Genomic DNA, 22,306 nt, shown 5'->3' with positions numbered 1-22,306 from the left:
TCGGCACCAGGTTCTCGAAGTTGCCGCCCGCCGTATTGGTAATGCTGACTTCAACCTTGCCGGCATCTTTGTAGACGTCATCGGCAGGCGCTGGAACCGTTACGGTGCCAGTGGTTTTGCCAGCCTCGATAGTGATCACCGAGCCGTTGCTCAGGGTCACGGTCACCGGGGTGCCGGCCGGATTGGTCAGGGTTGCGGTGTAGACGATCGAGCCGCCCTCGGCGACGGTGCCGGTCGCGCTCAGCGACAGGTTGGTGGTGTCGACGGTGTCGGTTACGGTGGTGCTGACCGGGGTTTTGTCGGCGACGAGGTTTTCGTAGTTGCCACCGGTCACGCCAGTGATCGAGTTGCTCAGCGGCTCATGACCGTTCAACGCATCGTTCGGTGCAGTGGTGGTCACGGTGCCGGTGGTCTTGCCGACTTCTATGGTGATGGTCTGGCCGTTGGCCAGAGTCACGACCACAGGCGAACCGGTCACAGGCGCGCCGACAGTGGCGGTGTAGGTGACGGTACCGCCTTCAGCCACCGATGTGTCGGCGCTGAGCTTCACAGTCGAGGTGTCGATGGTATCGGTGACTTGGGTAACGGCCGGAACGGTGCTTGGCACCAGGTTCTCGAAATTGCCGCCGGTGGTGCCGGTGATGCTGACTTCGACCTTGCCGGCGTCCTTGTAAACGTCGTCAGCGGGGGCAGGAACGGTCACGGTGCCGGTGGTTTTGCCGGCCTCGATGGTGATCACCGCGCCATTGCTCAGGGTCACGGTGACAGGCGAGCCCGCCGCGTTGGTCAGGGTTGCGGTGTAAACGATCGAACCACCCTCGGCCACGGTGCCGGTCGCGCTCAGCGACAGGTTGGTGGTGTCGACGGTATCGGTAACAGTTGTGGAAACCGGTGTTTTGTCGGCAACGAGGTTCTCGTAGTTACCGCCACTGACGTTGGTGATGGCGTTGGTCAGCGGTGGATTGCCGGTCAATGCATCGTTCGGCGCCGTGGTGGTGACGGTGCCGGTGGTTTTGCCGACTTCGATGGTGATCGTCTGACCGTTGGTCAATGTGACGGTGACTGGCGAGCCAGTCACCGGTGCACCGACGGTGGCGGTGTAAGTGACGGTACCGCCTTCTGCCACCGAAGTATCGGCGGTCAGTTTGACGGTCGAGGTGTCGATGGTATCGGTGACTTGGGTAACGGCCGGCACGGTGCTCGGCACCAGGTTCTCGAAATTGCCGCCGGTGGTGCCGGTGATGCTGACTTCGACTTTGCCGGCGTCTTTATAGACGTCATCGGCAGGCGCCGGAACAGTCACGGTGCCGGTGGTTTTACCCGCCTCGATGGTGATGACGGAGCCGTTGCTCAACGTCACGGTCACCGGGGTGCCCGCCGGGTTGGTCAGTGTCGCGGTGTAAACGATCGAGCCGCCTTCAGCTACGGTACCGGTGGCACTCAGCGACAGGTTGGTGGTGTCGATGGAGTCGGTGACGGTGGTGGTCGCTGGCGTCGTATTCGGCACCAGGTTCTCGAAGTTGCCGCCGGTTGCACCGGTAATCGTGGTGCTGACGGTACCGCCGTTGTTGTAGACGTCGTTCGGCGCGGTCGGCACGTTGACGCTGCCGCTGGTCTTGCCGGCTTCGATGGTGATGGTCGAGCCGTTGGACAGGGTGACGGTCACCGGCGTCTGCGCCGGGTTGGTCAGGGTCGCGGTATAGGTGATCTGGCCACCTTCGGCCACGGTGCCGGTGGCGGTCAGGGTCAGGCCGGTGGTGTCGCGCGAATCGACGATGTTCGTTACGGCTGGCGTCGTGTTCGGCACCAGGTTTTCGAAGTTGCCGCCAGTGGCACCGGTGATCGTGGTGCTGACAGTGCTGCCGTTGTTGTAGACGTCATTCGGCGCGGTCGGCACGTTGACGGTGCCCGTGGTCTGGCCGGCTTCGATGGTGATGGTCGAGCCATTGGACAGGGTGACGGTCACCGGCGTCTGGGCCGGGTTGGTCAGGGTCGCGGTGTAGATGATCTGGCCGCCTTCGGTGACGCTGGTGCCAGCGGTCAGGGTGACGGTGGTGGTGTCGATGGTGTCGGTGACCTGGGTCGTCGCCGGCGTGGTCGGCGGGATCACGGTGATGCCGTTGCCGCCGGTGGTACCGGTGACGGTCACGTCGATCTGGGTCGGGTCGTTGTAGACGGTGTCGTTCGGAGCCAGCGGCACGTTGACAGTGCCGGTGGTGGAGCCGGCCGGAATCACGATCACCGAGCCATTGGACAGGGTGATGGTCAGGTCAGTCAGCGGCGCCTGGGTCAGGGTCGCGGTGTACACCAGCACGCCGCCGGCTTCGGTGATGGTCGGCGTGGCGCTGAGGCTCAGGGTCGACTCACGCAGGGCATTGGTGGTGGTGTCAGTGGTCTGGCCGCCGGTGATGTTCTGCGCCGCTTGTGCGCCGGAGTTGATGCCTGCGGTCGGGAAGCCGATGGTCGGATCGACGCGGCCAGCGGTGGCGTCGAGCATCACGAAACTGTGGCCGCCGCCCGCCGCGCCGCCAGTCCCTGCGGCGGTGGCGCCGGCAGCGGTGGCTTCGAGGTCGGTGGTCGGGTCGGCACCGGCAGCGATGGCTTGCTGCAGCTCGGCTACAGACGGTGCGGCCTGCGCGGTGGCCTCGGCCAGGTCAGTGCTGGAGTCGGGCGCGTTGGCGCTCCACTGGGTTTCGCGGCCCAGGTCCAGAGTGCGGCCATCCGCCAGTTCCAGCGACACGGCGCCCGAGAGGCCGGTGTCGATCTGGTCGCCGACGAACAGGCGATCGCCTTCAACGAGTACGCGACGTACGCCCTCTGGGGACACCACGAATACCTGACCGACAATGCTTTTGACGATGGCAACAACACTGCTCATTGAAGACTCTCCGGGTGTCACGTTCAGTTGACTTCCATAGACCTGACGGCATCAGCGCCTATTCAGTCTGGACGTACTTTTAAAAATGGTTGAACAAAGTTTGACGCTGCTTTCGTCAATAATTTGGCTAGATTCTTTCGCTATTAACTTTATGCCAAACTATTGACCTTCTGGGTGCCATCCTAAACAATCGCCCCACTAATGTCACATTGATATTTCCGCGGCGACCTGTCCCTCAGCGTGTGATCCAGTTCCTATTTTGAACTTTCCGACATACGGTCATTCCGGTTGCCAATCATCCGACGCAGCAGCACGTTTAGCTGTGATTCAAGACAAGAAGTCCTGGGAAATCTTTACCATGCGTTTGTACCTGTTCAAGGCTCTACCGTTCGCTCTCGCCGCCTCTTTCGTCCAAGCACAATCCTTGCCGGAAGCCATGCAACAGGCATTGGATGTCCATCCGGAAATCCAGGCAGGGGTCAACAGTCGTTTGGCGGCGGATTATCAGTTAAAGGCTGCCAAAGGTGGATACCTGCCCAAGGTCGACCTGCTGGGCGGTTATGGCCGTGAAGGCACCGACAGCGTGACGACCCGAGCCAGTGGTGGGAGCAACCACTACGAAACCCTGAACCGTGGCGAGTCAAGTTTACGTCTCTCGCAAATGGTTTTTGACGGTTTTGCCACGTCCAGCGAGGTCGGGCGTCAACAAGCCACCGTCAACTCCCGCGCCTACTCGTTGCTGGGGACTTCCGAGCGCACCGCGCTGACTGTCGCTCAGGTCTATCTGGACGTGCTGACCCGCCGCGAATTCGTGCGTCTGGCCGAAGAAAACCTCAAGAGCCACCAGCGCATCTATGACCAGATCCAGCTGCGCACCCAGCGCGGCGTCGGCAGCGGTGCCGACCTCGATCAGGCCGAAGCGCGGATGGCCCAGGCCCGTAACAACCTGATCACCGAGCAGACCAACCTCGCCGACTCCGAGACCAACTTCCTCAGCGCCGTCGGCCAGATGCCTGACCAGCTGGAGCGTCCGGCACCGTTCATGGCGATGATGCCGGCCAACCTCAATGAAGCCCGTACGCAGATGCTGGAAAACAGCCCGATCCTGCGTTCGGCCGAGTCCGACATCGCCGCTGCCGAGAAGCAGTACGAGACCGCCAAGTCGACCTTCTACCCGCGTTTCGACGCCGAGCTGGGCCGCACTGCCGATAACGATCTGGACGGCCAGAACGGTCACAACAACGAATGGCAGGCCATGTTGCGCATGCGCTTCAACCTGTATTCGGGTGGCAGCAACAAGGCCGATCTGGAATCCAAGTCGTACCTGTCGAACCAGGCACTGGACATCCGCAACAACGCCCTGCGTCAGTTGAACGAAGAACTGGGCCTGGCCTGGAACGCCTTGAACAACGCCAATGCCCAAGTGCCGATCGCTCAGCAGTATGTTGATCACAGCACCGCGGTGCGTACTGCTTATCAGCGTCAGTTCAGCCTTGGCGAGCGAACCCTGCTCGATTTGCTCGACAGTGAAAACGAGTTGTTCACCGCTTCGCGCCGTTTGGCTGAAATCAAGAACATTCAGTTATTTACTCAGTATCGAATCAAGGCGACCATGGGCGAGTTGCTCAGAAGCCAGGGAGTGGTCGCACCATTGGCATCCGTCGTGCAGAACGATGTGAAGCCGAAGGTCCAACTGCCCGGTATGAATTGAGCAGAACCTTCATTGTTCAATTGTTAGCCAAGAGTGCCGAGCGTGGAATCAGAAGTCAGTCGAGTTCAACTCATTCATGATCCGCGCGCGATGCACGATGATCCGTTACTGGATGGTCTGCTCGCTCTGTGCATGCTGCACCAGAAACCCGCCAGCGCGGCGATGCTGACCACTGGTCTGCCGCTGCCCAAGCAACGCCTGAGTGTCGAGTTGCTGCCCCGCGCAGCGGCTCGCGCCGGGCTGCAGGGCCGGGTGTTGCAACGCAAGCTGGAAGAGATTCCGGCGATTGCCATGCCGGCGCTGTTGCTGCTCAAGGATGGCCGCAGTGCCGTCCTGCTCGGCTGGCAAGGCGAGAACGAAGCCCGGGTGCTGCTCAGCGAAAGCGACGGCGGCGAATCGGTGGTCAGCCGTGAGCTGCTGGCCGACGACTACACCGGCAAAGTGTTCTTCGCCCAGCCGCAGCACAAATTCGACGTCAACCACGGCACGCTGATCCCGCGTGCGCGCTCGTGGTTTCGCGACACCCTCAAGCGTTCGCGCTGGCTGTATGCCGACGCGATCGCCGCCAGTTTCCTGATCAACATCATCGCCATGGCCGCGCCGCTGTTCGTGATGAACGTCTACGACCGCGTGGTGCCGAACCAGGCCGAAGCGACCCTGTGGGTGCTGGCGCTGGGCATCACTGGCGCTTACCTGTTCGACCTGATCCTCAAGAGCCTGCGCAGCCTGTGCCTGGATCTGGCCGGCAAGAAAACCGATCTGATCATTTCGGCGACGCTGTTCGAGCGCATCGTCGGCATGGCCATGAAGTACCGCCCCGCGCGGGTCGGCAGCTTTGCGCAGAACATCCATGAGTTCCAGAGCCTGCGCGACTTCCTCGCCTCGCTGACCCTGACCAGCCTGATCGACCTGCCGTTCACCCTCCTGATCTTCATCGTCATCGCCATTCTCGGCGGGCATCTGGTGTGGATTCCGGTGCTGGCATTCCCGATTGCGCTGTTGATCGGCTATGCGCTGCAGAAGCCGCTGGTAGCGACCATGGAACGCACCATGGCCCTCGGTGCCGAGCGTCAGTCGAGCCTGATCGAAACCCTCGCCGGCCTCGATGCGGTCAAGGTCAACAACGCCGAAAGTGAACGCCAGTATCAGTGGGAACAGACCATCGGCACCCTCAGCCGCCTCGAGTTGCGGGTGAAAATGCTCTCCGGTCTGGCGATGAACATCACCCTGCTGATCCAGCAACTCGCCGGGGTGATCATGATCGTCTTCGGCGTGTACCAGATCATCGCCGGCAACCTGAGCATGGGCGGCCTGATTGCCTGCTACATGCTCAGTGGCCGCGCACTCAGCCCGCTGGCGTCGCTGTCCGGTCTGCTGACCCGCTACCAGCAGGCGCGGGTGACGATGACCTCGGTCGACCAGATGATGGAGCTGCCGCAGGAGCGCAATTTCGAAGAGCGTCCGCTGAGCCGCAAGGTGCTGCAGGGCGCAATCGAATGCCGTCAGCTGAACTTCACCTACCCGGAACAACAGAACCCGGCGCTGAAAAACATCAACCTGGTGATCCGTCCCGGCGAGAAGATCGGCATCATCGGCCGCAGCGGTTCGGGCAAGAGTTCGCTGGCGAAGTTGCTGGTGGGCCTGTATCAGCCGGACGACGGCGCGCTGTTGGTGGACGGTGTGGATATCCGCCAGATCGACGTCAGCGAGCTGCGCTACAACATCGGCTACGTGCCGCAGGACATCCAGCTGCTGGCCGGCACCCTGCGTGACAACCTGGTCTCCGGCGCGCGTTATGTCGAAGACGAGTTGGTGCTGCAAGCCGCGGAACTGGCCGGCGTCCATGAATTCGCCCGCCTGCACCCGCAAGGCTACGAGCTGCAAGTTGGCGAACGCGGGCAGAACCTCTCTGGCGGTCAACGCCAGAACGTCGCGCTGGCCCGGGCGCTGTTGCTCAATCCGCCGATCCTGCTGCTCGACGAACCGACCAGCGCGATGGACAACACCGGCGAAGAACGCCTCAAGCAGCGTCTGGCCGCCGTCGTTGAAAACAAGACCGTGGTGCTGGTGACGCACCGGGCCTCGCTGCTGTCGCTGGTCGACCGTCTGCTGGTGGTCGACCGTGGACAGATTCTCGCCGATGGCCCGAAAGCCGCCGTGATGGAAGCGTTGAAGAAGGGGCAGATCAGTGTTGCTTAAGTCGGGTGTCAAAGAGTCGATCCGTCGCTACTTCAAGGGTTCTGCGTCGCTGCAGGGCCAGCCGCTGCCGGAGGTCAACAAGGCACTGATCGAGGACGCCCCGCGCGTCGTGCGCCTGACCATCTGGGCGATCATCGGTTTCTTCGTGTTCCTGATGCTGTGGGCGAATTTCGCCGTGATCGACGAAGTGACCAAGGGCGACGGTAAGGCGATTCCGTCGTCCAAGATCCAGAAAATCCAGAACCTCGAGGGCGGGATCGTCTCCGAACTGTTCGTCAAGGAAGGCCAGATCGTCGAGGCTGGCGCACCGTTGATCCGCCTGGACGACACGCGATTTGCTTCCAACGTCGGCGAAACCGAGGCCGATCGACTGTCGATGCTGCTGCGTGTCGAGCGTCTGAGCGCCGAGGTCGATGACCGCCCGCTGAACTTCCCTGAGGACGTGCTCAAAGCCGTGCCGGGCCAGGCAAAAAGCGAAGAGTCGCTGTACATCAGCCGCCGCCAGCAACTGCACGACGAGATCGGTGGTTTGCAGGAACAGTTGATCCAGCGTCAGCAAGAGCTGCGCGAGTTCAGCTCCAAGCAGGCGCAGTACCGCCAGCAACTGGGCTTGCAGCGCCAGGAAATCAACATGTCCGAGCCGCTGGTAGCCCAAGGCGCGGTATCACCGGTGGAAGTGCTGCGGCTTAAACGTGCCGAAGTCGAAACCCGCGGCCAGCTCGACGCCACCACCCTGGCGATCCCGCGCGCCGAATCGGCAATCAAGGAAGTGCAGCGCAAGATCGACGAGACTCGTGGCAAATTCCGTAGCGATGCGCTGACCCAGCTCAACGAAGCCCGCACCGACCTGAACAAGGCCCAGGCCACCGGCAAGGCGCTGGAAGACCGGGTCAGCCGTACGCTGGTCACCTCGCCCGTGCGCGGCATCGTCAACAAGTTGCTGGTCAACACCATTGGCGGGGTGATCCAGCCCGGCAGCGACATGGTGGAAATCGTGCCGCTGGATGACACCTTGCTGGTCGAAGCCAAGATCCGTCCCCAGGACATTGCGTTCCTGCATCCGGGGCAGGAAGCGATCGTGAAGTTCACCGCGTATGACTACACCATTTACGGTGGACTCAAAGCCAAGCTGGAGCAGATCGGTGCCGACACCATCACCGACGAAGACAAGAAAACCACCTACTACATCATCAAGGTGCGCACCGAGCGCAGCCACCTGGGCACCGATGACAAGCCGTTGCTGATCATTCCGGGGATGGTCGCGTCGGTGGATATCATCACCGGCAAGAAGTCGGTGTTGAGTTATCTGCTCAAGCCGATCATCCGGGCGCGGGCCGAGGCGTTGCACGAGCGGTAGGTCTTCGGCGCTGCTGACGGCCTCTTCGCGAGCAGGCTCGCTCCCACATTGGATCGTGACCGAGCACAAAATTTTCGGTCACTGGAGATCAACTGTGGGAGCGGGCTTGCTCGCGAAGGGGCCAGCAAAATCACCACATCCCTGTCAGTAAGTGACATAAATCGTCACTCACCACTCAGTCCATTCCTCACCATCCGCCATATCGTTATTCAATAACGGTATTTAATTCCAGATTCTTATAGCGATAAAGTCATTCCCCTGCGTACCTGCCGACCAATCGGCGCGCCGCACGACCTGAACCAACACGCAATCCAGCGTGAGTTTCTGATCGACGTGCGCGCCCTTGAGCGCGCCGTGCGTGGGAGATTGAAAGATGTCCGCAGCTACTGCCACCCCAAGCGCCGCGACTGCCGCGCCGCAAACCTTTGAAATCCGCCCGTTCAGCGGTGCCGTCGGCGCCGAAATCATTGGCCTGGACCTGACCCGCCCGGTCAACGACCAGGACTTCGCCCGCATCCACCGTGCGCATCTGGATCACCACGTCGTGGTCTTCCGCGACCAGCGCATCACTCCGCAACAGCAGATCGATTTCAGCCGCCGCTTCGGCGTGTTGCAGATTCACGTGCTCAAGCAGTTCCTGCTGGCCAATCACCCGGAAATCCTCATCGTTTCCAACATCGTCGAGAACGACCAGAACATCGGCCTCGGCGATGCCGGCAAATTCTGGCACTCCGACCTCTCCTATAAAGAGCTGCCGAGCCTTGGCTCGATGCTGCATGCGCAGGAGTTGCCGTCCGAAGGTGGCGACACGCTGTTCGCCGACATGCACAAAGCGTGGGACAACCTGCCCGAGGCGCTGCGCAAAGCCGTCGATGGCCGCTCGGCCGCGCATTCCTACACGGCGCGCTACAGCGAAACCAAATTCGAAGGCAACTGGCGCCCGACCCTGACCCCGGAGCAACTGGCGCAGGTCGCCGAAGTGGTGCACCCGATCGTCCGTACCCATCCGGAAAACGGCCGCCAGGCGTTGTTCGTCAGCGAAGGCTTCACCACGCGCATCGTTGGTTTGCCGGAGGACGAGAGCAAACAACTGCTCGCCGAGCTCTACGCCCACAGCGTGCTGCCGCAAAACATCTACCGCCACCCGTGGCAGCCCCACGACATGGTGTACTGGGACAACCGTTCGCTGATCCACCTCGCCGCCGGCTGCCCCGCGCACCTGCGCCGCAAGCTGTATCGCACAACCATTCAGGGCGACGCGCCTTTCTGATTTGCCGGAGATTCGATCATGTCCAAACGTCTTCCATTCGCGCCGCTGGCCGCTGCCATCGGTCTGGGTTTCAGCCTGATTGCCGGCAGCCTGGTGGCGCCGACCGTGGCCCACGCCGAAGGTGAAATCCGCATCGCCGAACAGTTCGGGATTGTCTATTTATTGCTCAACGTGGTGCGCGATCAGGGCCTGATCGAGAAATACGGCAAGCAGGAAGGCCTCGACATCAAGGTCGACTGGACGCAGCTCTCGGGCGGCGCGGCGGTCAACGATGCGCTACTGTCCGGTTCCATCGACATTGCCGGTGCCGGGGTCGGCCCGTTGCTGACCATCTGGGATCGCACCCACGGCAAGCAGAACGTCAAGGCTGTGGCCTCGCTGGGCAACTTCCCGTACTACCTGGTGAGCAACAATCCCAAGGTCAAAACCATCGCCGACTTCACCGAGAAGGACCGCATTGCGGTGCCAGCGGTGGGCGTTTCTGTGCAGTCGCGCTTCCTGCAATACGCGGCGGCCAAGCAGTGGGGTGACAAGGAATTCAATCGCCTCGACAAATACACCATCGCCGTACCGCACCCGGACGCCACCGCCGCGTTGCTCGCCGGCGGCACCGAGCTGACCGGGCACTTCTCCAACCCGCCGTTCCAGGATCAGGCGCTGCAGAATCCGAACGTGCACGTGGTGCTCAACTCCTACGACATCCTCGGCCCGAACTCGCCGACGGTGCTGTTCGCCACCGAAAAATTCCGCAATGAGAATCCGAAGACCTACAAAGCCTTCGTCGAAGCACTGACCGAAGCTGCGCAATTCGCGCAGAACGATAAAGGCGCGGCAGCGGACACTTACATTCGCGTGACCAAGGCCAAAATCGATCGCGCCGAGCTGCTGAAAATCATCGACAACCCACAGTTCGAATTCAGCGTCACGCCGAAAAATACCTATCCACTGGCCGAATTCCTCTACCGCGTCGGCGCGATCAAGAACAAACCTGAATCGTGGAAGGACTACTTCTTCCAGGACGCCAAACCGCTGCAGGGGAGCTGATCGAGATGAACGTCCCCTTGCAAGGCCACGCGGCCAGCAACCCGATTGCCCGTACGCAAGCACTGCTGGCAGTGGATAACGTCAGCCTCGAATACCGCACCCCGCAACGGGTGGTGCGGGCCACGCATCAGGTCAGTTTCGAAATCGATCCGGCGGACCGCTTCGTGCTGCTCGGCCCGTCCGGCTGCGGCAAGTCGACCTTGCTCAAGGCGGCCGCCGGGTTCATTGCACCGAGCGAAGGCGAGATTCGCCTGCAGGGTCAGCGTGTCGATGGACCGGGCCCGGACCGGATCGTGGTGTTCCAGGAATTCGATCAGCTGCCGCCGTGGAAAACCGTCAAACAGAACGTGATGTTTCCGCTGCTCGCCTCGCGAACCTTGAACAAAAAAGACGCCGAAGGGCGAGCGCTGCACTCTCTCGAAAAGGTCGGGCTGGCAGCGTTCGCCGACGCTTATCCACACACCTTGTCCGGCGGCATGAAGGCGCGGGTGGCGATTGCCCGGGCGCTGGCGATGCAGCCGAAAATCCTGCTGATGGACGAGCCGTTCGCTGCGCTGGACGCGCTGACCCGCCGCAAGATGCAGGAAGAATTGCTGCGGCTTTGGGAAGAAGTGCGCTTCACCCTGCTGTTTGTCACGCACTCGATCGAAGAGGCACTGGTGGTCGGCAATCGCATCCTGCTGTTGTCGCCACACCCGGGGCGGGTACGCGCCGAAGTGCACAGCCATCAATACGATCTGCAAAGCCTCGGTGGCGTGGCGTTTCAAGAGTCGGCGCGGCGCATTCACCGTTTGCTGTTCGATGAAGGCCAGTCGCCGGAAACCGAGCGAGACCATGACTTCAACGACATTCGCATCGCTTATTGAGCGTTCTGGAGGATTGCCCGATGAGCCAACCATCGTCCCTGCGACAAGAGTTTGAAACCGTCCTTGAACCGCTGACCAGCGTGCCGCTCGAGCGCGAATTGCCGCTGCGCCAACGCCTGTGGCAACAGGGCTGGCTGCGTAAAAGCCTGATCCTGATTCTGCTGGCGATCCTCTGGGAAGTGATCGCCCGGGTGCAGAACAACGACTTGCTGCTGCCGAGCTTCCTGCAGACCAGTCATGCGTTGTACGACGGTCTGCTCAGCGGCGAGCTGCTGGGCAAGGTGTGGATATCTCTGGTGGTGCTGATCAAGGGCTATCTGATCGGCATCGTGCTGGCGTTTGCCCTGACCACGCTGGCGGTCTCGACCCAGTTTGGCCGGGATCTGCTGAGCACCCTGACCTCGATGTTCAACCCGTTGCCGGCAATTGCTTTGCTGCCACTCGCCTTGCTCTGGTTCGGGCTGGGGCAGAACAGCCTGATCTTCGTGCTGGTGCATTCGGTGCTGTGGGCGCTGGCGTTGAATACCTACGCCGGGTTTCTCGGCGTCTCGGAAACCCTGCGCATGGCCGGGCGCAACTATGGGCTGAAGGGCATGCGTTTTGTGCTGTTCATCCTGATTCCGGCGGCGCTGCCATCGATTCTCGCCGGGCTGAAAATCGGCTGGGCGTTTGCCTGGCGCACGCTGATCGCCGCCGAGCTGGTGTTTGGTGCGACCAGCGGCAAGGGCGGGCTGGGTTGGTACATTTTCCAGAACCGTAATGAGCTGTACACCGACAAGGTGTTTGCCGGGTTGGCGGTGGTGATCCTGATTGGTTTGCTGGTGGAGAACCTGGTGTTCGACACGCTGGAGCGGGTAACGGTGAAGCGCTGGGGCATGCAGCGCTGAGATGTGTGCGGGCACGGCTGGCCCCTTCGCGAGCAAGCCCGCTCCCACATTTGAAATGCATTTCCATGTGGGAGCGGGCTTGCTCGCGAAGACGTCGGTTCATGCGCCACCGATTCCAAGGATGTTTGCTAGCAGCACCCGAATCAATCCAGATCAGCCATGAGTGCTCCCACATTTGAACTGCATTCCCCCTGTGGGAGCGAGCCTGCTCGCGAAGACGTCGGTTCATGCACCACCGATTCCAAGGATGTTTGCTAGCAGCACCCGAATCAATCCAGATCAGCCATGAGTGCTCCCACATTTGAACTGCATTCCCCCTGTGGGAGCGGGCTTGCTCGCGAAGACGTCGGTTCATGCGCCACCGATTTCACGGATGTTTGCTAGCATTGCACCTGGATCAATCCAGATCAGCCACGAGTGCTCTACATGCAACTCCCGGACATGAATCTTCTGGTCGCCCTCGACGCCTTGCTCGACGAGGGCAGTGTGGTCGGTGCTGCGCGGCGCATGAACCTCAGCCCCGCCGCCATGAGTCGCACCCTGACGCGCATCCGTGAAGCGATCGGCGATCCGATCCTGGTGCGCGCCGGCCGTGGCCTGGTGCCCACCCCCAAAGCCCTCGAGCTGCGCGAACAAGTGCGTGATGTGGTTGAGCAAGCGGCGCTGTTGTTCCGGTCGGCCGACACCGTGGAACTGGGCACTTTGCGCCGGCGTTTCAGCATCCGCGCCAACGACTTTTTCATCGGCGTGTACGGCGGCAAGCTGTTCGATACCCTCGACCAGCTGGCGCCGCACTGCGAGTTGCGCTTCGTCCCGGAGGGTGATGGCGACGATGAAGCGCTGCGCGAAGGGCGCATCGATCTGAGCGTCAGCAACACCCGCCCGGTGACCCCTGAAGTCAAAGTGCAAAACCTGTTTTCCACGCATTTCGTGGGTCTGGTGCGTGAGGATCATCCGTTGCTCGACGGCGAAATCACCGCCGAGCGTTACGCCGGGTTCTCCCATATCAGCATGTCGCGCCGTGGCATTGCCCGTGGCCCCATCGACACCGCGTTGAACGCCTTGGGTCTGGAGCGGCGGGTGGCGGTGATCGCGCCGAGCTTCCACGCGGCGATGTTCGCCTTGCCCGATTCCGATCTGATTCTGCCGGTGCCCAAGGAAGCCTTGCTCAGCGTGCGCCGACTGGGTCTGAAATTGCGCTCGTTCGACCTGCCGATCCCGTTGCCGACGCTGATGCTGACCCAGGCCTGGCACCCGCGCTTCGACAAGGACCCGGCGCACCGCTGGCTGCGTGAAACGCTCAAGGCGTGTTGCGATGAGACTTGGCTGGCCGCGCAACCCTGATTCCACACCGAGTCAGTGTGGGAGGGGGCTTGCTCCCGAAGGCGTCGTGTCTGGCAACGCACAGGGTGAATGACCCACCGCTTTCGCGAGCAAGCCCGCTCCCACAGGGATATTGATTGCTGCGCCTGGCGCACTTATAACCTGCCGATAAGTCAATTTTCGTCAGCAGTAAGCCCGACTAAGATGCTCCGGTATTTTTCCCTCCGGAGTGTGCATTCATGACATCCCTGACGGTTCCGGCGCCCATCGCTGCGGCCAGTCCGGCGACGGCGGTCACGCCACCGGTATTCGGGGCGCGGATCATCACCGGCCTGGTCGGTGTGCTGTTGGCGGTGCTGGTCTCGGGCCTCAACGAGATGGTGACCAAGGTCGCGCTTGCCGACATCCGGGGCGCGTTGAACATCGGGTACGACGAAGGCACCTGGCTGGTCGCCTGCTATGCCGCGACCTCGGTGGCGGCGATGGCTTTCGCGCCGTGGTGCTCGGTGACCTTCTCGCTGCGCCGTTTCACCCTCTGCGCGATCAGCCTGTTCACGCTGCTCGGGGTGCTGTGCCCGTTTGCCCCGAACTACGAAAGCCTGTTGCTGATGCGCACCCTGCAAGGGCTGGCCGGCGGCGCGTTGCCGCCGATGCTGATGACCGTTGCGCTGCGCTTTCTGCCGGCCAATTTCAAACTTTATGGCCTGGCGGGGTACGCGCTGACCGCGACGTTCGGCCCCGGCCTCGGCACGCCACTGGCCGGCTTGTGGAGTGAATACGTCGGCTGGCAATGGACGTTCTGGCAAATCATTGTGCCGTGCCTGATTGCCATGGCAATGGTCGCCTGGGGCATTCCGCAGGACCCGCTGCGCCTGGAACGCCTCAAAACCTTCAACTGGAAGGGGCTGCTGCTGGGCTTTCCGGCGATCTGCATGCTGGTGATCGGTTTGCTGCAGGGCAACCGGCTGGACTGGTTCGAGTCGGACTTGATTTGCGCCCTGCTCGGTGCCGGCTCGCTGTTGCTGCTGGCGTTCCTGATCAACGAATGGTCGCAGCCGATCCCGTTTTTCAAGCTGCAGATGCTCGGCATCCGCAACCTGTCGTTCGCACTGATGACCCTCGCCGGGGTGCTGGTGGTGTTGCAGGCAGTGGTGTTGATTCCGTCGAGCTATCTGGCGCAGGTCCAGGGTTATCGGCCGGTACAGACCGCGCCGATCATGTTGATCGCCGCATTGCCGCAGTTGATTGCGCTACCGCTGGTGGCGGCGCTGTGCAACTTGCGCTGGGTCGATTGCCGCTGGGTGCTGGGCATCGGTTTGAGCATGTTGACGCTGTCCTGCCTGGGCGGCTCGCTGCTGACCTCGGAGTGGATTCGCGACAATTTCTACGTCCTGCAATGGCTGCAGATCTTCGGTCAGCCGATGTCGGTGCTGCCGCTGCTGATGTTGTCCACCGGCAGTATCCAGCCGCAGGACGGGCCGTTCGCCTCCGCCTGGTTCAACACGGTGAAAGGCCTGGCGGCGGTGGTCGCCACCGGGGTGATCGAAGCGCTGACCACCGCGCGCCTGCATTTCCACTCGAGCATGCTGATCGACAACCTTGGTAATTCACCGTTGGCCGATCGCAGCGATCCGGGCCTCGCCCATCGCCTGCACGAACAGGCCGTGGTGCTGACGTCTTCCGATCTTTATGTGTGCATGGCCGGCGTCGCGGTAACGCTGATCCTGCTGATTTTCTGGCTGCCGACGCGGATCTTTCCGCCGCGCGCGCCGACCTGATGGCTGTACTGAAACAGAAGGTTTTTATGACGACTCAAGCAAAGCAGAAACTCGCGGTGGCCGTGGCCGCCGCACTGGCGGTCGGTGTGCTGGTGTACCTGGCGATGCCCGGCCTGTTCGGCAAACGGACTCAGCAAACCACCAACGATGCGTTCGTCTCGGCCGACTACACCTTGGTGGTGCCGCGCGTAGCCGGGTTCATCAAGGAGGTGCTGGTGGAAGACAACCAGCAAGTGAAGGCCGGGCAGTTGCTGGCATTGATCGATGACCGTGACTTGCGCGCTGCGGCGCAAGCCGCCGATGCACAAACCCTGGTCGCCCGCGCGCAGCTGCAAAACGCCAGGGCGACGTTGGAGCGGCAGACGTCGGTGATCGCTCAGGCCCAGGCTACCGTCGTGTCGGCCAAGGCGGAAATGGCCTTCGCCCAGCAGGAATTGAATCGCTACAACCATTTGGCCGGCGTCGGTGCCGGCACTGTGCAGAACGCGCAGCAGGCGCGTACCCGCATTGATCAGGCGAGCGCACGGCTGGATACCGCCAGTGCGAAACTGGCAGCCGAGCGCAAGCAGGTGGAGATTCTGACGGCGCAGCGCGATGCCGCCGAAGGCAGTTTGAAGCATGCGCAGGCGGCGCTGGAAATCGCCAGTTTCGAGCTGTCCTATACGCGCATCACCGCGCCGCAGGATGGCATGGTCGGCGAGCGTGCGGTGCGCGTCGGCGCCTATGTCACGCCGGGCAGCAAACTGCTGGCGGTGGTGCCGTTGCGCCAGGCGTATGTGGTCGCCAACTTTCAGGAAACCCAACTGACCGATGTGCAGCCGGGGCAGGAGGTTGAAGTGCGGGTCGACAGCCTCGGCGGCGAGGCCTTGAGCGGTCGCGTCGAAAGCATCGCGCCGGCGACGGGGGTGACCTTTGCCGCCGTGAAACCGGACAACGCCACCGGCAACTTCACTAAGGTCGTGCAGCGGATTCCGGTGAAGATCCTGCTTGAGCCGGGTCAGCCATTGGCCGAGCGGCTGCGCGTTGGTATGTCGGTTGAGGCGCGCATTGATACCCGCCGTTCGGCGCCGGCGGTGCGTGAGGTGACTCAGCGATGATCAAGGTTGAATCGGCTGGCGCCTTCGCGAGCAAGCCCGCTCCCACAGGAGGAACGCATTCCAACGTGTGGGAGCGAGCCTGCTCGCGAAGAGGCCAGTGGCAGCAACTCACCCTCAGTGCCTTGCTCGCCCTTGGCCTCAGCGCCTGCACCGTCGGCCCGGATTTCCACAAACCCCAGGCCACGCAAATCGCCGACTGGGCCAAACCCGCCAGGTCCGCCCCAAGCCAGGCGGTCAGTCAGCCGCTGAACGAACGCTGGTGGGAGGTTTTCCATGATGCCCAGCTCTCGACGCTCACCCAGCGTGCCATGCAGAGCAACCTCGATTTGCAACTGGCCAGCAGCCGCTTGCAACAAAGCCGCGCCGCACGCCAGGTGATCACCGCAGAGCGCTACCCGAACACCGCCGCGACCGGCAGCTACGCGCGCCAACGCAATAGCGGCAAAGGCTTGAGCGACCCGTCCGGGCACAACGGCGATTCGGCCTTCAACCTGTGGGACGGCGGTTTCTCCGCCTCCTGGGAACTGGATTTCTGGGGCCGCGTGCGCCGGGAAACCGAAGCTGCCGACGCCAACCTCGAAGTCGCTGAAAATGATCGTCGCGCGGTGTTGCTGGCGGTCCTTGCCGACACCGCGCAGAACTACATTCAGCTGCGCGGCGTGCAAAACACGCGTGCGGTTACCGAGCAGAACCTCGACGTCGCCCGGCACAGCCTCAAACTGTCGCAACTGCGCCTCAACGATGGTGTGGCGACCGATCTGGACGTCGCCGAAGCCGCCGCGCAGGTCGCCGCCATCGAATCGCGCCTGCCGGCGCTTGAGCAGCGTCAGTCGCAGCTGATCAACGCGATCAGCCTGTTGCTGGGCGAGCCGCCACAAGCCTTGGCCAAAGTGTTATCCACAGACGCCGCGGTGCCGCAGTCGCCGCTGCAAGTCGCCATTGGATTGCCGTCGCAACTGGCCGAACGCCGCCCGGACATCCGTCAGGCCGAGGCACAGCTGCACGCGGCCACCGCCAACATTGGTGTGGCCAAGGGCGATTTCTATCCGCGCATCACCCTGTCCGGCAGCCTCGGCTCGCAGGCGATGCAACTGAGTGATTTCGGCTCTTGGGGTTCGCGCGCGTTCGGCATCGGCCCGCAATTCAGCCTGCCGTTGTTCGACGGCGGGCGCCTGCGCGGCATGTTGCAACTGCGCGAAGCCCAGCAACAGGAAGCCGCCATCGCCTACCAGCAAACCGTGCTGCGCGCCTGGCATGAAATCGACGATCAACTGACGGCCTACAACGCCAGCCAACGCCGCCGCGACAGCCTCGCCGAAGCCGTGCGCCAGAACCAGATCGCCCTGCGCACTGCGCAACAGCAATACGTCGAAGGTGTGGTCGATTTCGTCAACGTCCTCACCGTGCAGAGCGCGCTGCTCTCTACGCAGGAGCAGTGGGTGGAGAGTTCGACCGGGGTGTCACTGGCGATGGTCGGGTTGTACAAGGCGCTGGGTGGGGGATGGGAGTCGGTGTATCCGGTGGGGGAGATGGCGCAACGCTGAGACCGCGCGAACGGCAGCAAGTCAGCGAATTCGACGGGTTGACCATAGCGCTTCGGTCGGATTACAGAACGGGCAGCGAAGCAATGCTGGCCTTTCGCTTGACGCTAACCCCCGCTGTCGTAGACTCCGCTCATCCGTCAGGGAGTAGCGGTTATGCAGCGTTTTCGTGGTTGGGTTATTGGATTGACCTTTGTAACGTGTGCAGTTCAGGCGCAAACGCCCGGGCCAGACGATCCGCTGCTGGATAACGCAGCCCCTGCGGCAGCCACCGCCAGCAGTGAGGCGCGCGGGGTGTTGCGGGCGCGGGATCAGGCGGTGCTGGCCAGTGAGTTGTCAGGGCGCATTGTCGAGTTGCCGTTCAGCGAGGGCGAGTCGTTCAAGAAGGGCGATGTGCTGGCGAAGTTCGATTGCTCGGCGTATCAGGCTCAGCTCAATGCGGCGCAGGCCGCCAGTCGCGGTGCCGGTGAGGAGCTGGCACACAACAGGCAGTTGGCGGCACTCAATTCCGTCGGGCGTTTCGAAGTGGCACGGGCCGAGGCCAAGGTCAGCGAAACCCAGGCGCAATCCCAGGTGTATCAGGTTCAGGTCAAACGCTGCAGCGTGGTTGCGCCGTTCGACGGGCAAGTGGTCGAGCGCAAGGTGCAGCGTTTTGAAAGCGTGGCGGCCGGTGCGCCGCTGCTTGATGTGGTGGATAACCGCACACTGGAAATCCATCTGTTGGTGCCGTCGCGCTGGATGGCCAGGCTCAAACCCGGGCAGACCTTCAGCTTTATCCCCGATGAAACCGGCCAGCCGATTGACGCTACGGTCAAACGGCTTGGTGCGCGTATTGATGAAGGCAGCCAGACGCTGTTGCTGGTCGCCACACTTCCCGAAGCCAAAGGCTTGCTCGCGGGCATGAGCGGTACGGCGCATTTCGCGGAGCTCAAATGAACGCCCCGGTGGCCGGCGGCGCCGAGCAGGTGTTCGCGCGGTTTCTTGACCTCGAACGCCAGACCCGCGCCGCCCGCGATGCCTCGCAACTGGCCTACAGCCTGGTCAACGACGGTCAGGCGCTATTCGGCTTTCGCCATGCGGCGCTGTTGATCGCCGGCAAGGTGCAGGCGGTGACCGGAGTCAGTGCGGTGGAGCCGAATGCGCCGTTCGTGGCGTTCGTCGAGCAGGCCGTGGCGCAGTTGTTCAAACAGAATGTGCTGAAGCAGGCGCGAGTGATCACCGCGGATCTGCTGGCCGAGTCGATTCAGGCCGACTGGCGCTCGCTGTCGGCGGCGCAGGTGTTCTGGCTGCCGTTGATTGATCGCAAGGGCGAGGTGTTCGGCGGTCTGTGGCTGGCCCGCGACGTCCCGTGGAATCCTTCCGAACAAGTGCTGCTGGCGCAACTGGGCGACACCTACAGCCACGCCTGGCTGGCGCTGCAACCGCGCAAGCCGTGGCGCCTGCGCTGGACGCGCAAACGTCAGGTGGCGCTGGTCGCTGTATTGTTGCTCGGGCTGTTGATCCCGGTGCGTCAATCGGTGCTGGCGCCGGCGGAAGTGGTGCCCCAGGGCGGACGCGTGGTGGCGGCGCCGCTGGATGGGGTGATCGCCGAGTTTCTGGTCAAACCCAATCAGTTGGTGAAGACCGGCGACCTGCTGCTGCGTTTTGAGAGCACCACGCTCAAGGCCCAGGCCGATGTCGCCGAACGCGCCTTGGGTGTGGCCGAAGCAGAACTGAAATCCAACTCGCAACGTTCGTTTGCCGATGCCGAGTCCAGCGCCAAGGTCGATTTGCTCGCCGCCCGTGCCGAGCAAAAACGCGCCGAGCGCGATTACGCCCGTGAGTTGCTGGCGCGCAGCGAAGTGCGCGCCGAACGTGACGGGATCGCGGTGTTCGCCGACGCCGAGCGCCTGACCGGCAAACCGGTGCAGACCGGCGAACGGCTGATGGAAATCGCTGACCCGAATCAGGCCGAACTGCGCATCGAACTGGCGGTGGGCGACGCGATTGCCCTGGCGCCGGGGGCCGAAGTCGCGTTGTTTCTCGACAGTGATCCGTTGCAGCGTCACCTCGCCACGCTGGAGCGTTCGGCCTACGAGGCGCAACCGACGGCGGGCGGGCAATTGGCGTATCGGCTGGACGCCAATTTCAGCGAGGCGCCGCCGCGCATCGGCCTGCGCGGCACGGCAAAAATCTTTGGTGAGCGCGCCCCGCTGGCCTTGTACCTGCTGCGTCGGCCACTGGCCGGCCTGCGTCAGAGCGTGGGCCTGTAAATGAACCTGCCGAGCCTGCGTGCCGACCTGCAACTGTCGCCCGCGGCGCCGGCTTTGGACGGTTCACCGCGCTGGACCTTGGCCGATCCGGTGCGCGGTCGCTATTTCAAGCTTGGAACGGCGGCGATGCGTCTGTTGCGGCACTGGTCGCTGGGCGATGCCGAGCAGGTGTTGCGCGCCGCCAATCGCGAGCCGGGTCTGGCGCTGGACAGCAGCGAGCTTGAGCAGTTGCTGGAGTTTCTGCGCGGTCATGATCTGATCAGCGCGATGGATGATCAACAGCGCGCCAGTTACCGGCTCAAGGCTTTGGCGCAGAAGCAGAGCCTGTGGAAAGTCCTGCTGCACCAATACCTGTTTTTCCGCATTCCGTTGTGGCGCCCGGACGCCTTTCTCAACCGTGCCTGGCCGTGGCTGGAACGCTGCGGCCCACGCGTGCTGCGCTATGGTTTGCCGGCGACCCTGGGCCTCGGAGTGTTTCTGGTGTCGCGGGACTGGCAGCGCTTTGTCGGCACCTTCCCGCACCTGTTCAGCCTCGGCGGCGCGCTGGCGTTCGGCGTGGCATTGTTCTTCGCCAAGCTCTGTCACGAGTTCGGCCATGCGTTCATGGCCAAGCGGGCCGGGTGTCGGGTGCAGAGCATGGGTGTAGCGTTCATGGTGCTGCTGCCGATGTTCTACACCGATGTCAGCGATGCCTGGCGGGTCAATGATCGTCGCGCGCGCCTGCTGATCGGCGCTGGCGGGGTGTTGGCGGAATTGCTGCTGGCGTGCATCGCACTGCTGGCCTGGTCGCTGTTGCCCGACGGCCCGGGGCGCACGGCGGCGTTCATGCTCGCCAGCGCCACGTGGATCACCACGCTGGTGGTCAATCTCAACCCGTTCATGCGTTTCGATGGCTATTTTCTGCTCAGCGATCTGTGGGAGGTCGACAACCTGCAGGGCCGGGCCTTTGCCTTGTGCCGCTGGCGGTTGCGTGAATTCTTGTTCGGTTATGGCGCCCCGGCGCCGGAGCCGTGGTCGCCGAAGATGCAACGGCGTTTGCTGATTTGGGGGTATGGCTCGTGGTTGTGGCGTGCGGCGTTGTTTTTCGGGATCGCGTTGGCGGTCTATCACCTGTTCTTCAAGGTGTTGGGGATTTTCCTGATGCTGGTGGAGCTGGTGTGGTTCATCTTTTTGCCGATCATGAATGAGTGGCGCCAGTGGTGGAGCCGCCGCGAACAGGCCCACGGTCCGCGCGTGCTGCTGAGCAGTCTCGCGGTGCTCGGGCTGCTGCTGGTGCTGATCGTGCCGTGGCGCAGTGCGGTGGAATTGCCGACGATGCTCGAAGCCGGACGCGCCAGCGCCCTGCACGCGCCAGCGTCAGCACGGGTGAAAACGGTGAAGGTCACCGACGGGCAAACGGTTGCCCAAGGCGCTGTGCTGATCGAACTGGAGTCCCCCGATCTTGACTCGAAACTGGCCATCGTCCGCCGGGAAATCCAGATCCAGCAATTGCTCATGCGCCGTCAGGCCGGACGCAGCGAAACCGCCGCCGACGCCAGTATCATCGAGCAGAAGCTGGCCGAAGCGGTGGCGCAATACCGTGGCCTGAGCGCGCAGCGTGAACGTCTGTTGTTGCGCGCCCCGCATGCCGGTCGCGTGCGTGATCTGCTGCCGAACCTGACGCCCGGGCGCTGGCTGTCGACCCATGATGCGCTGGCGCGAGTGGTCGAGGACGGCGCGCGGTTGCGCGGGTATCTGGCCGAGTCCGAATTGTGGCGAGTCAAACCGGGGGCCAGTGGGCGCTTTATCGCGGACGATCCGATGCACCCGGCGCTCGCCGTGCAACTCAATGAAATCGACAGCAACGGCGTGGCTTATGTCGATCAGGAGGCGCTGACCTCCGATCACCACGGGCCGATCGCCGTGCGCCGCGATCAACAGCAACGGGCAGAACCGGTGCAGGCACAGTACGGCGTGCGGCTGAGCACGGTCGATGCGGCGGCGACGCCGGTACAGCCATTGCGCGGCGTGGTGGTGGTGCAGGGCAGCGGTGAGTCGGTGCTCGGTGTGGCCTGGCGCCGGTTGGCGGCGCTGGGGGTCAGGGAAAGCGGTTTCTAGGGGAGA

15 protein-coding genes are annotated in these 22,306 nt (G+C 62.8%); 14 read left to right on the top strand and 1 reads right to left on the bottom strand.

All coding sequences use genetic code 11. The features are described from left to right. On the bottom strand, positions 1-2,878 hold a 2,878-nt coding region (locus U862_RS0128155), incomplete at its 3' end, for a retention module-containing protein (protein WP_029977892.1). Between the two features lie 358 nt (positions 2,879-3,236). On the opposite strand from U862_RS0128155, the gene U862_RS0128150 reads away from it, so the two are divergent. From U862_RS0128150 to U862_RS0128085, 14 genes are all read left to right on the top strand, one after another. Next, entirely contained in the window at positions 3,237-4,589 is a 1,353-nt protein-coding gene (locus U862_RS0128150; protein ID WP_025113451.1) for a TolC family outer membrane protein, read from the top strand. Between the two features lie 42 nt (positions 4,590-4,631). After that, positions 4,632-6,788: a type I secretion system permease/ATPase gene (locus U862_RS0128145; RefSeq protein ID WP_025113450.1), complete on the top strand. Its 2,157-nt coding sequence runs from the start codon at positions 4,632-4,634 to the stop codon at positions 6,786-6,788. Further along, entirely contained in the window at positions 6,778-8,145 is a 1,368-nt protein-coding gene (locus U862_RS0128140; protein ID WP_025113449.1) for an HlyD family type I secretion periplasmic adaptor subunit, read from the top strand. The genes U862_RS0128145 and U862_RS0128140 overlap by 11 nt, the downstream gene beginning before the upstream one ends. Positions 8,146-8,518: 373 nt before the next feature. Next, a complete protein-coding gene (locus tag U862_RS0128135) occupies positions 8,519-9,415 on the top strand; it encodes a TauD/TfdA family dioxygenase (RefSeq protein ID WP_025113448.1) in 897 nt (298 codons plus the stop codon). A gap of 18 nt (positions 9,416-9,433) precedes the next feature. After that, positions 9,434-10,459: an ABC transporter substrate-binding protein gene (locus U862_RS0128130; protein WP_025113447.1), complete on the top strand. Its 1,026-nt coding sequence runs from the start codon at positions 9,434-9,436 to the stop codon at positions 10,457-10,459. A gap of 5 nt (positions 10,460-10,464) precedes the next feature. Then, positions 10,465-11,325, top strand: coding sequence for an ABC transporter ATP-binding protein (locus U862_RS0128125; RefSeq protein ID WP_025113446.1), 861 nt, complete (start codon positions 10,465-10,467; stop codon positions 11,323-11,325). Positions 11,326-11,345: 20 nt separating this feature from the next. Further along, complete coding sequence (locus U862_RS0128120) at positions 11,346-12,212, top strand: ABC transporter permease (protein WP_025113445.1); 867 nt, start codon at positions 11,346-11,348, stop codon at positions 12,210-12,212. 426 nt (positions 12,213-12,638) lie between these two features. Next, the gene (locus U862_RS0128115) at positions 12,639-13,556 is read left to right on the top strand and encodes a LysR family transcriptional regulator (protein ID WP_025113444.1); all 918 of its coding nucleotides are present in this window, start codon (positions 12,639-12,641) and stop codon (positions 13,554-13,556) included. Positions 13,557-13,774: 218 nt separating this feature from the next. After that, entirely contained in the window at positions 13,775-15,313 is a 1,539-nt protein-coding gene (locus U862_RS0128110) for an MFS transporter (RefSeq protein ID WP_025113443.1), read from the top strand. A gap of 26 nt (positions 15,314-15,339) precedes the next feature. Then, on the top strand, positions 15,340-16,410 hold the full coding sequence (locus tag U862_RS0128105; RefSeq protein WP_025113442.1) for an HlyD family secretion protein: 1,071 nt from the start codon (positions 15,340-15,342) through the stop codon (positions 16,408-16,410). After that, complete coding sequence (locus U862_RS0128100; protein WP_025113441.1) at positions 16,407-17,954, top strand: efflux transporter outer membrane subunit; 1,548 nt, start codon at positions 16,407-16,409, stop codon at positions 17,952-17,954. Before U862_RS0128105 ends, U862_RS0128100 begins: the two co-directional genes overlap by 4 nt. Before the next feature lie 153 nt (positions 17,955-18,107). Beyond that, the gene (locus U862_RS0128095) at positions 18,108-18,887 is read left to right on the top strand and encodes an efflux RND transporter periplasmic adaptor subunit (RefSeq protein ID WP_025113440.1); all 780 of its coding nucleotides are present in this window, start codon (positions 18,108-18,110) and stop codon (positions 18,885-18,887) included. Continuing rightward, positions 18,884-20,203, top strand: a complete 1,320-nt coding sequence (locus tag U862_RS0128090; protein WP_025113439.1) for an efflux RND transporter periplasmic adaptor subunit — start codon at positions 18,884-18,886, stop codon at positions 20,201-20,203. The genes U862_RS0128095 and U862_RS0128090 overlap by 4 nt, the downstream gene beginning before the upstream one ends. Then, a complete protein-coding gene (locus U862_RS0128085; protein ID WP_025113438.1) occupies positions 20,204-22,300 on the top strand; it encodes an efflux RND transporter periplasmic adaptor subunit in 2,097 nt (698 codons plus the stop codon). It abuts the gene before it with no gap. Positions 22,301-22,306: the final 6 nt, after the last annotated feature.

Source organism: Pseudomonas sp. H1h (assembly GCF_000633255.1).
Lineage (GTDB): Bacteria > Pseudomonadota > Gammaproteobacteria > Pseudomonadales > Pseudomonadaceae > Aquipseudomonas.
This window is presented reverse-complemented; position numbering and strand designations above follow the sequence as displayed.